This window comes from Helicobacter sp. L8, from assembly GCF_003660355.1.
In the GTDB taxonomy this organism is placed as follows: domain Bacteria; phylum Campylobacterota; class Campylobacteria; order Campylobacterales; family Helicobacteraceae; genus Helicobacter; species Helicobacter labacensis.
Genome location: NZ_QXQR01000014.1, coordinates 23,498 through 35,811, shown reverse-complemented (window position 1 = coordinate 35,811; position 12,314 = coordinate 23,498). Strand labels below are relative to the sequence as shown.

At 47.3% G+C, this 12,314-nt stretch carries 14 protein-coding genes, 1 tRNA gene and 1 pseudogene; 12 read left to right on the top strand and 4 right to left on the bottom strand.

Translation table 11 applies throughout. The features are described 5' to 3' along the window. The 3 genes and pseudogenes from EAO37_RS07020 to EAO37_RS09830 all read left to right on the top strand — a co-directional run. A pseudogene (locus tag EAO37_RS07020) lies at positions 1-585 on the top strand (hypothetical protein); the annotation flags it as partial. 133 nt (positions 586-718) lie between these two features. Then, positions 719-910 carry a hypothetical protein gene (locus EAO37_RS07015; RefSeq protein ID WP_120945932.1) on the top strand — a complete coding sequence of 64 codons (192 nt, stop codon included), beginning with the start codon at positions 719-721 and terminating at the stop codon, positions 908-910. Between the two features lie 32 nt (positions 911-942). After that, positions 943-1,071: a hypothetical protein gene (locus tag EAO37_RS09830; protein ID WP_276206411.1), complete on the top strand. Its 129-nt coding sequence runs from the start codon at positions 943-945 to the stop codon at positions 1,069-1,071. 175 nt (positions 1,072-1,246) lie between these two features. Here EAO37_RS09830 and EAO37_RS07010 read toward each other — a convergent pair whose 3' ends face one another. Genes EAO37_RS07010 through rpoD form a run of 4 tightly spaced genes read right to left on the bottom strand, consistent with a single transcriptional unit; the run spans position 1,247 to position 6,253 of the window. After that, the gene (locus EAO37_RS07010; RefSeq protein ID WP_120945933.1) at positions 1,247-2,611 is read right to left on the bottom strand and encodes an FAD-dependent oxidoreductase; all 1,365 of its coding nucleotides are present in this window, start codon (positions 2,609-2,611) and stop codon (positions 1,247-1,249) included. A gap of 42 nt (positions 2,612-2,653) precedes the next feature. Further along, entirely contained in the window at positions 2,654-3,940 is a 1,287-nt protein-coding gene (locus EAO37_RS07005; RefSeq protein ID WP_120952718.1) for an SH3 domain-containing C40 family peptidase, read from the bottom strand. Beyond that, the gene (locus EAO37_RS07000) at positions 3,930-4,388 is read right to left on the bottom strand and encodes a low molecular weight protein-tyrosine-phosphatase (RefSeq protein ID WP_120952715.1); all 459 of its coding nucleotides are present in this window, start codon (positions 4,386-4,388) and stop codon (positions 3,930-3,932) included. The genes EAO37_RS07005 and EAO37_RS07000 overlap by 11 nt, the downstream gene beginning before the upstream one ends. Next, positions 4,385-6,253: an RNA polymerase sigma factor RpoD gene (gene rpoD / locus EAO37_RS06995; protein ID WP_120945936.1), complete on the bottom strand. Its 1,869-nt coding sequence runs from the start codon at positions 6,251-6,253 to the stop codon at positions 4,385-4,387. The genes EAO37_RS07000 and rpoD overlap by 4 nt, the downstream gene beginning before the upstream one ends. Before the next feature lie 111 nt (positions 6,254-6,364). Between rpoD and tatB the strand changes: the two genes are divergently transcribed. The 9 genes from tatB (at position 6,365) to ureB (ending at position 12,296) form a co-directional block, all read left to right on the top strand. Then, a complete protein-coding gene (gene tatB / locus EAO37_RS06990) occupies positions 6,365-6,772 on the top strand; it encodes a Sec-independent protein translocase protein TatB (protein WP_120952723.1) in 408 nt (135 codons plus the stop codon). Further along, positions 6,765-7,472 carry a twin-arginine translocase subunit TatC gene (tatC, locus tag EAO37_RS06985; protein ID WP_120952712.1) on the top strand — a complete coding sequence of 236 codons (708 nt, stop codon included), beginning with the start codon at positions 6,765-6,767 and terminating at the stop codon, positions 7,470-7,472. Before tatB ends, tatC begins: the two co-directional genes overlap by 8 nt. Further along, a complete protein-coding gene (gene queA / locus EAO37_RS06980) occupies positions 7,465-8,490 on the top strand; it encodes a tRNA preQ1(34) S-adenosylmethionine ribosyltransferase-isomerase QueA (protein ID WP_120952709.1) in 1,026 nt (341 codons plus the stop codon). The genes tatC and queA overlap by 8 nt, the downstream gene beginning before the upstream one ends. Further along, positions 8,487-9,032, top strand: coding sequence for a 16S rRNA (guanine(527)-N(7))-methyltransferase RsmG (rsmG, locus tag EAO37_RS06975; protein ID WP_120952706.1), 546 nt, complete (start codon positions 8,487-8,489; stop codon positions 9,030-9,032). The genes queA and rsmG overlap by 4 nt, the downstream gene beginning before the upstream one ends. Beyond that, the gene (locus tag EAO37_RS06970) at positions 9,020-9,223 is read left to right on the top strand and encodes a PP0621 family protein (RefSeq protein ID WP_120952703.1); all 204 of its coding nucleotides are present in this window, start codon (positions 9,020-9,022) and stop codon (positions 9,221-9,223) included. The genes rsmG and EAO37_RS06970 overlap by 13 nt, the downstream gene beginning before the upstream one ends. Beyond that, the gene (locus tag EAO37_RS06965; RefSeq protein WP_120952700.1) at positions 9,223-9,609 is read left to right on the top strand and encodes a hypothetical protein; all 387 of its coding nucleotides are present in this window, start codon (positions 9,223-9,225) and stop codon (positions 9,607-9,609) included. Before EAO37_RS06970 ends, EAO37_RS06965 begins: the two co-directional genes overlap by 1 nt. Before the next feature lie 27 nt (positions 9,610-9,636). Then, a tRNA-Ser gene (locus EAO37_RS06960) sits at positions 9,637-9,724 on the top strand. Positions 9,725-9,862: 138 nt separating this feature from the next. Beyond that, the gene (ureA, locus tag EAO37_RS06955) at positions 9,863-10,570 is read left to right on the top strand and encodes an urease subunit alpha (protein WP_120945942.1); all 708 of its coding nucleotides are present in this window, start codon (positions 9,863-9,865) and stop codon (positions 10,568-10,570) included. A gap of 16 nt (positions 10,571-10,586) precedes the next feature. Continuing rightward, positions 10,587-12,296 carry an urease subunit beta gene (ureB, locus tag EAO37_RS06950; protein WP_120945943.1) on the top strand — a complete coding sequence of 570 codons (1,710 nt, stop codon included), beginning with the start codon at positions 10,587-10,589 and terminating at the stop codon, positions 12,294-12,296. Positions 12,297-12,314: the final 18 nt, after the last annotated feature.

Sequence of the window (12,314 nt, the reverse complement as noted above, 5' to 3'; positions counted from 1 at the left end):
CAAGATTTAAGCGTCTTTGATAGCCAAGCCTTTTTTAAGAGATTAGACGCGCTCAAGCAGGGGACTTTTCAATCTCAAGGGGCAAAGGACTTCATAGAGATTGCCCAAGACTTCAACAGGCTTTTCAACCAAGACGCTAGTCTAGCCCAAGCCCTCAAACCCACCACGGGGGGCAAGATGAGTAGCTCTATTGCGACTTCTGTGCAGGGGGCTACACAATACCAGATCACTAAAGTTCTCTTTGACACTCTAGTGCGCACTCTGCCCTATATCCCCTTTGCTAAGATGTTAAACGATAAGGTGAGCGGAGCAGCCTTGCGCTATCACTTGAAAAGCGCGCTGCACAAGTCCCATAGTGTCAGCGAGTTTAAAACCCACTTGCGCGCTCTAGCCAGCAGGCAAGACTTTGACAACGCCACTAAAGCCCTCATTAGAGAGATTGAGGGGGGAATGCCCCCAGATGATCCAAAATCCTTTGAATATAAGACGGAGGGGACTACAGATATAAAAAGTCTTAGGGTGGAGCTAAGGCAGAGTCTAATCCCTATTTTCAATAAAGATATTATGAAAAAGAGACGGGAGTAGTTGCTAGGTTCAACCAATGGAATCAAAAAAATCTCTAGCGAAAAAGCTTTGAATAAAAGTTTAGAAAATAGTTTCACAAAAAAAGAAGAACGCCCCCTTAAGCGCGTTTTTAATTGCCCTCTATGCTAAGGTAATGGGGGAGGGGGAGTTTGGCTTTGCTAAGACCTATTCTAACCGCGCCATTGATGGGGTAGTAGGCATTGTAGATAGCATTGAATACATCAATGGGCAAGATTGCGAGGCGGATAGATTGCGCGCTTTGAGGTTATCTGTGTGCTTTGTGGACGATGGGATCAGGGCGTGGGGGCGACACACCCACGAATGAGAGCATACTAGACAGCCAAGCGCGCCATAGATTTGCAACTTAACGACGCGCTCAAAGAAGTTACAGACAATTTAGATGCCTTTTATCGCCGTTTGGTGGCTAATAGCGTGGTGGTGGGCTATCACATTAGCCTGCCTTCTGATCTCAACACTAATAAATAATGGGCTGGGGAGAAATCGATCGCTCGCGCACACAACGCCACAACGCCCCTTAGAGGAACTAGGGCATGGGCACTCTTTAAAGTGCGGTAACGCGACTAGATAGGTTCCAAAACCCCCATATGGAGCAGATGGATCAAGGTCAAAAATTACTTAAACAAGCGTCCCTTGCGACCCCTTATACCGTTGTGTTCAGCTCCTCAGGTGAGAGTTCCTCATAGAAGCGTTCCACATCTAAATGTGCACCTAGGTATTGCGTGATTTCCTTAGCGTCTGTCAAGGCGTTTTCTAAACAGCTAGTTGCGCCCGGAGAGGGAGTCATGTTAAAGGTGATGCCCTGATGGGTGATGATTTTGCGCTCACCTAAGATGAGCTTTTTCTTGGAGCGATCCAACACTTGGGGGCGCACTTCCCCAAATCCGGAGGCGTATTGTAAGTCGCTAAGCGATAAGGAGGGAATGATTTTGCGCGCATCGTGCAAGAATTTGCGCTTACCCACATAAGGGATTTCAAAGACAATGTTTTTAAAGACATAATTTCTAATGTCTCTCTCTGTAAAGAGATCAAAGACGATTCCCATTACATCCATGTTGAAGTCCATTTTGAATAATTCCCAGCTAATGCCCTTCAAGCAAGAGGTTTTATGGCGCTCTAGCTTAGGCATGGCTAGGGCTGTGGGACCTAGGCGGGTTTTGCCCTTAATCCACACATCTGGGTCGCCATGCAAGGCTGCAAAGGGCAATTTGGGGTTTTGCACGGTGTAAACCTTACCGCGCAACAATTCGCTAGGCACAAAGTAAAAACTCCCGGCCACGGGCAAACAACCCAAATCCAAACCATAACCCATGGATTGGGCTAGAGGCAAGGAGTAAGACCCCGCGTCCACTAGCACGAATTTGCCATAAATCTCATCGCCCTCCGTGGAGATCACCGCCCATTCGTCTATACAACGCTCGATTCTATCGACCTTGAAACGGAAAAAAGTCTGGTTTTCTGGATTGCACAACATCGCCTCTTGCACAAAATTTTCGCTCAATAGCTCGAAGTTCATGCCACACCAGTATTTTTCAAACCCACTTCCCACCACATTTTCGGGGCGATCTAGACCGTGTTGTTCGGCGATCACCATAGGCTCGATCTCCTTAACCTTAGCTTTGTCAAAGAAAGTAAGCCCCGGGTAGATTTCTTTAAATTCTTCATGTCTTTTAGCGATGAAGGCGCATTCTTTATCTCCCACCCCAATTGCCATTTTCTGCATTTCAAAAATGGCTTTATTTTGGAGGTTTTTGTTAAAGGCGTAACGGCGGATTTTCTCGGCCGCTAGTTTGACTTTTCTAGCCTTCTTGGCGGTGTAATTGGTTTCAATCGCCCCATCGTGGATAGTTTGAGAATTGGCTTTAGCATTAGAGCTCACTCTAGCAACTTTGCTCTCTCTCTCTACAAGGGCAATTTTTTTCAAGTCTGTGTATTGACTCAAGGTCCAAAGCAGGGCGCAACCAGAAACCCCGCCCCCAATGATGATCACATCAAAATCCCGCTTCATACATTTCCTTTATTTGGGTTAAAAAGGCGGATTGTAGCATAATCAATGCGCCGCCAACTTTAAGCTGTAATCATAGAGATCAGACATCGCCTCTATCCGATCGATGAGCAAACGCGTCTTAGAAGACGCGTCCTTGTTTTCCTTGCCTAATTCTAAGGTAGTGATCACGGCTTTGCCGATGTTATAGGTGTGCGTGTCTCCAGCTTTCTCCACAGAGATCGCCCAAATGTTGTGCGCCACAATAGCCTTGCGTGCGTGCGTGCCCAAGTAGAGCATGATATGCCCTTTGAGCCAAAGAATGGTAGCAAAAGGGGTGGCATGTTTGATGATATAGGCTTCTTTTTGCAAAGCGTCCATCGCGCTCAAATCCACCATATTATTGGCGTAACGCACTTGGGCTAGGGAATTGCGTGGGAGCAAAATCCCAAAGCTAGCAAAGCTATCGCGTGTAAAGGCGGAACAATCGCGATTTTGATCCGTCCCGCCCCAACCATAGGGCTGACCTAGCATGGTGTCGATTACGGCAGCCATCACGCGCGCGCTCAAGGGACGCGGAAAAGGGGTGAAGTGGCGCGGGTTAAAGGGCGTAGAGATGAGTTTGGCAAAACCCTGTGAATCTTTGGCGTAAGTGTATACCTGTCTGGAGTTGACTAAGGGCAAAATCTCGCCCATATGGGTGAGCGCGACAACTTGGTGTGCGCGGTTATACAAGGGGATTTTATCTTGAAGAGGGGTGATGTAATGGGGGCTATTCATGAGGGTTTGAATCGTAGCGGGTTTAATTAAAGCGAGTTTCTCCACCTTGATCCAGCCATAGACAAAACTGCTTTGGATATGCGCATAAGTCTTGTCCGTATTGTAATGGGTGATGAGCACGGGCGTGCCCGCAAAGATCATTGAATTCTGCCAGCGATCAAAGGGAGATCCCACTTTATTGTAGTAGGGTTTGTCTGTGGGCACGGCGCGCACATCAGCGTCTTGAACCACTAGGGCTTTGAGTGCGTGGCTGGGGTAGTGCGGGGTGTCCATACTCTCCCAAAGCGCTTTTAGGGCTTTGGGATCATTGGGCTGACCTATTGCATCAAACCCACGCGCTTTAAAGAGGTCTTGCATCCAAAAGACTTCTTGGGTGTCGCGCATCACTTCCATACCCGTCCATGGGGCATACCATTGGGCTAAATACGCGTTTTTGAGTTTGTCTTTATCTGGGATAGGGAAAGCGTGTTTGGGGAGATAGTAGTTAGCTTCTTGGGGGAGTTTGAGGTCTAAAAGACTCTCTTGTGCGTTGAGAATCACGGCTAGACTGAGTAAAAAGCCCTTAAGTGCCATAGGTCGCCAATAGCTCCCCCACGCCCTGTTCAACCATGGCATACACTCTTTCTAAGTCCTGCACGCGCGTAAAGGTGTAGGGGTCTGGAATATCCGCCCCTCCCAAGCCAAAATCGCCCAATTTACACACATGGGGGTGGGTGATCCCCAAATCTTTTAGGGATTCTATATTGCTCTTATCCATCGCTACGATCCACTCAAAGCGATTAGCTAGGGCTTGGGTGATGGGCTTACTTCTAAAATGGGAAATGTCAAGCCCATGTTGTTGGGCGAGCTGGATAATGGGGGGGTGGGCAGACTCGCCCTGATGGAAAGCAGAAATGCCAGCCCCATCTACGCGTAAATCCAAACCCTTATTTTCTACCACATTTTGGGCGATCCCCCTAGCCAACATAGAACGGCAGATATTGCCTAAACACAAGAATAAGAGGCTTTTAGGGGCTTTCATATGCGCAAATAGCTTCTAAGCAAACGCCCATATTGGGGGCTACGCAATTTTTTGATCGCACTACTCTCAATTTGGCGTACGCGCTCTCTTGTTACATTGAGCTCCTTGCCAATTTCTTCTAAGGTGCGATCGCTCTCATCTTCAAGCAAACCAAAACGCATGCGAATCACGGATTTTTCGCGTTCGTTGAGCTGATCGAGCACCCCATCAATCTGGGCTTTTAAGTCTTCGCGCATGATGTGATCCATAGACCCCACCACCTTTTCATTTTCCACGAAGTCCCCAAATTTGCCATCATCATCATTGCCCACAGGGGATTCTAGACTAATGGGCTCTTTGGTGATCTTGATGACATTTTTCACCTTCTCTAGGGGCAAGCCCACTTCTTTAGCCACCAAGTCTAAATCCGGCTCCTTGCCATTTTCTTGCATGTATTTGCGCATCACCTTGTTAATGCGGTTGATGGTGTCGATCATGTGGATGGGAATGCGAATCGTGCGGGCTTGATCGGCGATCGCACGGCTGATTGCCTGTTTGATCCACCAAGTGGCGTAGGTAGAAAAGCGGTAATTTTTTTCATGTTCGAACTTATCCACCGCCTTCATCAAGCCAATATTACCCTCCTGAATTAAATCCAAAAAGGGCAACCCACGCGAGGTGTAGCGTTTGGCGATACTCACCACCAAGCGCAGGTTAGAACGCGCCATTTTGTTCTTGGCTTTATCAGAAATGAGTTTACCCCGCTTGATTTGCTCCAAGATCTCCTTGAGTTTGCTAGGCTCTAGATCAAAGCCATCCTCACTCGCCTCTTTGGTTTGGAAGAGTTTTTTAATTTCCATATAGCTAGCGATCATGGTCGCCTCAGGCACCATGCTAGCGATCTCCTCCTTGCTCATGTTGGTGATGTTTTTTAAGATATTCTTGTGGTTTTCAATCAAGGCTTCATTGAACAAGGAGAGTTTATACTCTAGGCGTTTTAACTCCTTTTCAAACCCATCGCCACTTTTAAGCGAAGTTTCCATCGCCTTGACCAATTCTCCAATGAGCTTGCTTGTCGGACCCAAATCGTAGAGTTTTTCTTTAAGCACCCGGCGCTTGTAAGCCAAGCTCAAAGCGTGCAAGAGCTCGTCCTCTTGAACGGGGGTGTTGAGAGCTTTAAGCCACTCTTTTTTAGCCTTATTCAAGGCTTTGAAACTTTCGATCACTTTCTGCACGCGTTTGTGATCTTTTTCAGAGAGATTCTTTTTAACCTCAATGGTGCCTTCATCTTCCTCGTCTAGTTCGCTTTCCTCTTCCTTCTTGGTGTTGCTTTCATCGTCATCAAAATTCCTAAATAACTCTTTAACGCGTCTTTCGCGATTAATGAGCGCGTCTTTATAATTGTGGATGAAGTCAATCAAATAGGGCACAGAACAAATCGCATCCAAGATAATGTTCTCGCCCAATTTGATCTGTTTGCTCAATTCGACTTCTTCTTCCTTGCTAAGTAGAGGAATTTCGCCCATCTCGCGCAAATACATGCGCACGGGGCTATCGCTTCTAGACCACTCGGTGAAATCCTTTTCCTTGATGAAGTCTAGGTTTTCCTCCGTATCCTCTTCAAGGGTTTTAGATTTCTTACGGGGGGTTTTGCGATCCATAGAGAGTGAGCTTAGGGCACACTCTGAAGAATGCACGAAAGACTTGTTGTATTTGATCGCAAGCTCTTTGATCTTTTTCACCTGAGAAGAGGTGGGGATTTTTTGAAACACATCCAAGAGCCGTTCATAAGAAATGCTCTGTTCGCCTGTTTTGAAGATGTGCTCCAACTCTTCTTGAAAACTCACTTTGGGAGGATTTTTGGGGGTTTTATCGGATTTTTCCATAGCGATCCTGTCTGACTTGGATTGTGGTAAACCACAAAAAAGAGAAAACACGCCCATTATAGTAAAAATTAACTTATGAAAATATTAAGACTAATGAGTTATAATGCGCGCATGTTTGGAATAGGTTTTTTTGAAATTGTAGTGATTTTAGTTGTTGCTATTATCTTTTTAGGACCAGAGAAATTCCCCCAAGCGATGGTGGATTTAGCGCGCTTTTTCAGGGCACTGAAAAAAACCCTCCATGACGCTAAGGAAACCTTGAATCAGGAATTGCATGTAGAAAGCCTCAAACAAGAGAGTTTAGAGTATAAAAAGCTCTTCGATGCAGAAGGACACAAGCTAGAAGACACTTTTAACAAAGAAATAAAAGAGCTCCAACAAGTCCAAGACGACTTGAAAAGTAGCATCGCGCATGCTAACCCCCTAGACGCGCTCTCTGATGAGGTGCAAGCCGATGAAGCCCCCCGCCCCAAAGTGTGCCTAGATAAACCCCCGTTCCCAGATAGACGCGATGTTTGAAGATCTAAAACCCCATCTTGAAGAGTTGCGTAAACGCCTCATCATCTGTATCGCTGTGCTGGTGGGCGCGTTTATCCTGTGCTTTAGCCTATGGGATCGTATTTTTGCATGGATTAGGGCTTCTTATGCAGGCAAATTGATCCAAATTTCGCCCATAGAGGGGATCATGGTGGCTATCAAGGTGAGTTTTTTAGCCTCCTTGGTGGTGGCTATGCCTGTGATCTTTTGGCAATTTTGGCTGTTTATTGCCCCGGGTCTTTACAAGCATGAAAAAAAGATAGTCTTACCCTTTGTCTTTTTTGCTACAATCATGTTTGCTATAGGCGCGTGCTTTGCTTACTATGTGGTTTTTCCCTTTGTGATCCACTACTTGGCTAATTTTGGGAGCGCGGTATTTGAAGCCAATATTTCAGCTTCTAGCTATGTGAGTTTTTTCACACGGCTGATTTTAGGCTTTGGGGTGGCGTTTGAATTACCCGTCTTGGCTTTTTTTCTGGCTAAAGTGGGCTTGATCACAGATGCCACGCTCAAGGGTTATTTCAAATACGCCATCGTGATTATCTTTATCATCGCCGCCATCATCACCCCTCCGGATGTGATGAGTCAGGTCTGTATGGCTTTGCCCCTAATTGGTCTGTATGGGCTCTCCATTCTCATTGCCAAATGGGTTAACCCTGCCCCCAAAGACTCCAATGCCTGAAATCCCCAAAGAGTTTTTGCTCTCCAGCTATCATTATGACCTACCTCCTGAATACATTGCCTCCACTCCTCTGCTACCCCCAGAGCGGGCTAAACTCTTAGTCTATGAGCGCACTAGCGGGCGCATCACCCATAGCCATTTTGCCCATGTCTTTGATTTCTTTCCTAAAAACGCGCTTATCGTGCTCAATGACACTAAAGTCATCAAAGCGCGCCTCTATGGACACAAGGCAAGCGGGGGCAAGATAGAATTATTGATCCACAATCCCCACAATCTCCACCACTTCAACGCCCAAATTAGGGGGCGTATCTCTCAGGGGAGTCTTATTCATCTAGGACAGGAGTATTCTTGTGAAGTGCTAAGCCCCCCTGCTAGTTTGCGCCAAGTGCGCTTTTACCACCAACAAAACCCCCTAAACTGGGAGGGGGTGCTAGCTATGCTCGAATTGCTAGGACATATGCCCATCCCCCCCTATCTCAAACGCCCAGACACCCCTACAGATGCGCAAACCTATCAAAGTGTCTTTGCCAAACATCCCGGAGCTATTGCTGCACCCACCGCCTCACTGCATTTCTCAGAGCATGCCAAAGCGCACCTTTTAACCCATTTTGCCCACGCTTTTTTAACCCTGCATGTAGGGGCGGGCACTTTTGTAGGGGTCGAGTGTGCCGACATCAGGGAACATCCCATGCACGCTGAGGCGTTGTTTATCCCTAAAGACACACAGCATGCCCTAGATCGCGCGTCTTATATTCTATGTGTGGGCACGACAGCCCTCAGAGGGGTGGAGCATTACAAGCGTGGTAATGCCCTTAAACCCTGTGATCTCTTCTTGCACCCGGGCAACCCGGTTACCCATGTGCATGCCTTGCTGACAAACTTCCATTTGCCCGGATCCACTCTTATTATGTTGGTGGCTTCTATGGTGGGTTTACAAAAGTGTTTAGAACTCTATGGGATCGCCATCACCCATAATTACCGCTTTTATTCCTATGGCGATGCGATGCTGATCTTGTGAGAACACAAACCCTATTGGATCACTTTGGCGCGCTGTTGTTAGAGTGGAATCAAATCCATGCCCTAAGCGGGGTAAAGAATCTAGCCCAAATCCAAGCCCAGATTGTAGATAGCGTGCGGGTGTTGGAGTTTATCCAATCTTTTAAAACTTGTTTAGATATTGGGAGCGGGGCGGGATTTCCGGGTATCCCTTTAGCCATCGCTTGTCCCCATGCGCGTTTTATTCTTGTAGAGCCTAATGCCAAAAAAATCGCCTTTTTACACCATGCCAAAGCGCTATTAGGACTAGACAATGTAATCCTCAAGCGTGCGCGATTACAAGAGTTACCTCCTATGTCCGTAGAACTCATCACCTCTAGGGCACTGATGGGCGCGCAAGAACTCCTCAAACTTAGCGCGCCTTTCTTAAAAGTGGGGGGGTATTTCTTGTTTTACAAGGGAAGTTTGCTAAAAGAAGAGATCGCCTGTTTGCCGAGTGAATGTTTTGTTTATGGCAAAAGGGTGTATTTTTACCGCCAAAAGGAGAGCGCATGCGTGTCTTGATCTTATTGCTTATCGTCGGCTGGGTAGTGTGGGTTTTATTCAAACGCGCTAAACCCAAATCCCCCCCTACCTCCTCTGTAGAAAACTTGCTAGAATGCGCGCATTGCAAAACTTACATTTCTAGCAAAGAGGCGATCTTTTTTCAGGGGCGCGTGTTCTGTAGCCAACATTGTTTACAAAAGGGAGATTGATGCTCATCTTTGGACACCCTAAAATCCCATGCCCCATGTTTAAATCCATAAGCGAGATCACCCAGATCGCCCAAAGCACTAACGACATCATCGTGTATTTCTACGCCCACTTAGAAAACGCTTGTGATCTAGCTTACCATTGTTACACACAACGGGTTAAATACGCGGTAGTCGTGTCTAACACCTACGATCTTGCCTTGATGATCAATTTTGCGCCCACTTACATCATCGCCCCCGCGCACGCCCAAGATTTTCAAAGCGTAGCCAATGACTATCTCTTGGATTCTAAAATCCTTATGCCCATTAGCGCGCAAGAAGAAATCACGCAAGCCCTACAAATGCGCCTAGATGGGGTGATCTTCATGGAGTGGCTTACACGCGCTTAAGCTAGATCGTGCTAGCATGAACACTTTGGAGAGATGTCCGAGTGGTTGAAGGAGCACGCCTGGAACGCGTGTAAGGTGCAAGCCTTCAAGGGTTCGAATCCCTTTCTCTCCGCCACTACTCCGTAAGATAAACAAAGAATAAATAATATTATCCAGCCGTTTAAAAATGTTAACAAAATTTGGAAAAATTTAGACTATGATCCGCCTTGTTGATAGCTTGGCTACCAATAGAAAATCTTAAAAGGAGTTTAGGATGAAGTTAACCCCCAAAGAGCTAGATAAATTGATGCTCCATTATGCGGGTGAATTGGCGAAGCAACGCAAAGCAAGAGGCATTAAGCTCAATTACACCGAAGCGGTGGCACTGATTAGCGCGCATGTGATGGAAGAGGCGCGTGCGGGTAAAAAGAGTGTTGCCGATTTGATGCAAGAGGGCAGGACACTGCTAAAAAAAGAGGATGTGATGGACGGCGTGGCGCACATGATCCACGAAGTGGGGATTGAAGCCAACTTCCCCGATGGAACCAAGCTTGTTACCATCCACACTCCTGTAGAAGACAATGGAAAATTAGCCCCCGGCGAGGTATTCCTAAAAGAAGGCGACATCACTCTTAATGCCGGCAAGGAGGCTATTAGCTTGAAAGTGAAAAACAAAGGCGATCGCCCTGTGCAAGTGGGTTCACACTTCCACTTCTTTGAAGTGAACAAACTCTTGGAATTTGATCGCGAAAAAGCCTTTGGCAAACGCCTAGACATCGCCTCCGGAACAGCCGTGCGCTTTGAACCCGGGGAAGAAAAAAGCGTGGAACTCATTGACATCGGCGGCAATAAACGCGTCTATGGCTTTAATTCTCTAGTGGATCGCCAAGCCGATGCCGATGGTAAAAAGCTCGGCTTGAAACGCGCCAAAGAAAAAGGCTTTGGGGCTGTGCCTGCTTGTTGCGAAGCGTCTAAAAAGTAAATCACAAGGAGAAACCATGAAAAAAATCTCACGAAAAGAATATGTGTCTATGTATGGTCCCACTACAGGGGATCGTGTTAGGCTGGGCGACACCAATTTGATCCTAGAGGTCGAGCATGATTGCACCACCTATGGCGAAGAGATCAAATTTGGGGGCGGGAAAACGATCCGCGATGGGATGAGCCAAACCAATAGCCCTAGCTCTTATGAGCTAGACTTGGTGCTCACCAATGCCTTGATTGTGGATTACACCGGCATTTACAAAGCCGACATTGGCATTAAAGATGGCAAAATTGCGGGCATTGGTAAGGCGGGCAATAAGGACATGCAAGATGGTGTGGACAACAACCTCTGTGTAGGTCCTGCTACTGAAGCACTCGCCGCTGAAGGGCTCATTGTTACAGCAGGCGGGATTGACACCCACATCCACTTCATTTCTCCCCAACAAATCCCTACCGCCTTTGCTAGTGGGATCACCACTATGATTGGTGGGGGCACAGGTCCAGCGGATGGGACAAACGCCACCACTATTACCCCCGGGCGTGGTAATCTTAAAAGCATGCTCCGCGCAGCTGAGGAATACGCCATGAATTTGGGCTTCTTGGCTAAGGGGAATGTGTCTTACGAACCCTCTTTGCGCGATCAAATCCATGCGGGCGCGATCGGCTTTAAAATCCACGAAGACTGGGGTAGCACACCTGCAGCCATCCACCATTGCTTGAATGTGGCTGATGAATACGATGTGCAAGTAGCCATCCACACCGATACCCTCAATGAGGCCGGTTGTGTGGAAGACACCCTAGAAGCCATTGCCGGGCGCACGATTCACACCTTCCACACTGAAGGGGCTGGGGGCGGGCATGCGCCAGATGTGATTAAAATGGCCGGGGAATACAATATTCTTCCGGCCTCCACTAACCCCACAATCCCTTTCACCAAAAATACCGAAGCCGAGCACATGGACATGTTGATGGTTTGCCACCACTTGGATAAAAGCATCAAAGAAGATGTGCAATTTGCCGATTCAAGAATTCGCCCCCAAACCATCGCGGCTGAAGACCAACTCCACGACATGGGGATTTTCTCTATCACTAGCTCTGACTCCCAAGCGATGGGGCGTGTTGGAGAAGTGATCACACGCACTTGGCAAACTGCGGACAAAAACAAAAAAGAGTTCGGTCGCTTGAAAGAAGAAAAGGGCGACAACGACAATTTCCGCATCAAACGCTACATCTCCAAATACACCATCAACCCCGCTATCGCGCATGGGATCGCTGATTATGTGGGCTCTGTGGAAGTGGGCAAATACGCCGATCTCGTGCTTTGGAGTCCGGCTTTCTTTGGGATTAAACCCAATATGATCATTAAGGGCGGATTCATCGCGCTCTCCCAAATGGGTGATGCTAACGCGTCCATCCCCACTCCCCAACCTGTCTATTATCGCGAAATGTTTGGACACCATGGTAAAAACAAATTTGACACCAATATCACCTTTGTGTCCCAAGTGGCTTATGATGAGGGGATCAAGGAACAACTTGGCTTGGAACGCGTGGTGTTGCCCGTGAAAAATTGCCGCAACATCACCAAAAAGGATCTCAAATTCAACGATGTTACCGCACACATTGATGTCAACCCTGAAACCTACAAAGTGAAAGTGGATGGCAAGGAAGTTACTTCCAAAGCGGCAGATGAATTGAGCCTAGCCCAGCTCTACAATTTGTTCTAGGGCGTTTCTAAAGGAGGG

Excerpts from the sequence above, each read along its gene's own strand:
- EAO37_RS07005 (WP_120952718.1), bottom strand. The coding sequence starts at position 3,940 with ATGGCACTTAAGGGCTTTTTACTCAGTCTAGCCGTGATTCTCAACGCA.
- rpoD (WP_120945936.1), bottom strand. The coding sequence starts at position 6,253 with ATGGAAAAATCCGATAAAACCCCCAAAAATCCTCCCAAAGTGAGTTTT.
- queA (WP_120952709.1), top strand. The coding sequence starts at position 7,465 with ATGCCTGAAATCCCCAAAGAGTTTTTGCTCTCCAGCTATCATTATGAC.
- ureA (WP_120945942.1), top strand. The coding sequence starts at position 9,863 with ATGAAGTTAACCCCCAAAGAGCTAGATAAATTGATGCTCCATTATGCG.
- tatB (WP_120952723.1), top strand. The coding sequence starts at position 6,365 with ATGTTTGGAATAGGTTTTTTTGAAATTGTAGTGATTTTAGTTGTTGCT.
- EAO37_RS06965 (WP_120952700.1), top strand. The coding sequence starts at position 9,223 with ATGCTCATCTTTGGACACCCTAAAATCCCATGCCCCATGTTTAAATCC.
- EAO37_RS07000 (WP_120952715.1), bottom strand. The coding sequence starts at position 4,388 with ATGAAAGCCCCTAAAAGCCTCTTATTCTTGTGTTTAGGCAATATCTGC.
- ureB (WP_120945943.1), top strand. The coding sequence starts at position 10,587 with ATGAAAAAAATCTCACGAAAAGAATATGTGTCTATGTATGGTCCCACT.
- tatC (WP_120952712.1), top strand. The coding sequence starts at position 6,765 with ATGTTTGAAGATCTAAAACCCCATCTTGAAGAGTTGCGTAAACGCCTC.
- EAO37_RS07015 (WP_120945932.1), top strand. The coding sequence starts at position 719 with ATGGGGGAGGGGGAGTTTGGCTTTGCTAAGACCTATTCTAACCGCGCC.
- EAO37_RS06970 (WP_120952703.1), top strand. The coding sequence starts at position 9,020 with ATGCGTGTCTTGATCTTATTGCTTATCGTCGGCTGGGTAGTGTGGGTT.
- EAO37_RS07010 (WP_120945933.1), bottom strand. The coding sequence starts at position 2,611 with ATGAAGCGGGATTTTGATGTGATCATCATTGGGGGCGGGGTTTCTGGT.